We start from the raw sequence: 1,059 nt of genomic DNA, 5'->3' as shown, positions 1-1,059 counted from the left end.
CGTCAAATCAGTTTGCAGGATACGCCCTACTACCACGTGGTCAGTCGCTGTGTGCGCCGGGCATTTCTGTGCGGCGAAGATAGCCATTCCGGCCAAAGCTTTGAGCATCGACGCCAGTGGGTGGTCGACAAGCTGGGTCAGTTGTCGCGGGTCTTTGCCATTGGTGTCTGTGCCTATGCGGTGATGAACAACCACTACCATCTGGTGTTGAAAGTCGAGCCGGAGGTGGCAACCGGCTGGAGTGACCGCGAGGTAGCCGAGCGCTGGGCTGGGCTGTTTCAGTGGCCACTGCTGGTGCGCCGCTGGTATCTGGAAGAGTCGCTAACCGAGCCGGAGTTGGCCGTGGTACAAGGATTACTCGCTCAGTGGCGGGAGCGACTCTACTCCATCAGTTGGCTGGTGCGTCTACTCAACGAAAGCCTGGCACGGCAAGCCAATCAGGAAGATGGCTGCAAGGGGCACTTCTGGGAAGGGCGCTTCAAAAGTCAGGCGCTACTGACCGAATCAGCATTGCTGGCGTGCATGACCTATGTCGAGCTCAATCCGGTGCGCGCCAAGGTGGCAGAGCGGCCGGAGGAGAGCGATTACACCAGCATCAGCCAGCGGCTGGGTCGTGCAACCGGTGAGCTGCCACCATTGTTGCTGCCGTTTTCCGAGAAACAGCGCGAGCAAGAGCATGCTCTGCCGTATGCGTTTACCGATTATCTGACGCTGGTCGATTGGACCGGACGGGCGATGCGCGATGACAAGCGCGGCCATATTCCTGCCGAGCTTGCGCCGATATTACAGCGTTTGCATCTGGCAGAAAGCAGCTGGCTGCGTCAGGTTAGCGTATTTCGGCGCTCAGGTATTCGGGCGGTGGGGGATGGGGTACTGTGCCAACAATACGCCCACCACTGCGGCCAGCTGCGATGTCGTCATCCTAAGCACTGACCGGCTTTCATTGATTGTGGTCTGAGCCCTGCCGGTATCATCGGCAGCGAGTTCGGCTGTGTGTAAAACCGTCGATTTGCCGAAAGCCTAACTTTTCCTGCCCGTTACGACTGGTGATACATGTTT

The 1,059-nt window shown here is 58.4% G+C and carries 1 protein-coding gene; it reads left to right on the top strand.

What is annotated here, in order from left to right; all coding sequences use genetic code 11:
• The coding region (locus tag BW958_RS20150; RefSeq protein WP_076577687.1) for a transposase at window positions 1–933 on the top strand (933 nt) is incomplete at its 5' end.
• Window positions 934–1,059: the final 126 nt, after the last annotated feature.

The sequence above is a fragment of the Aeromonas sp. RU39B genome, assembly GCF_900156095.1.
In the GTDB taxonomy this organism is placed as follows: domain Bacteria; phylum Pseudomonadota; class Gammaproteobacteria; order Enterobacterales; family Aeromonadaceae; genus Aeromonas.
Note: the sequence above shows the minus strand (reverse complement) of the source record. Positions and strands in the feature narration are given on the sequence as shown.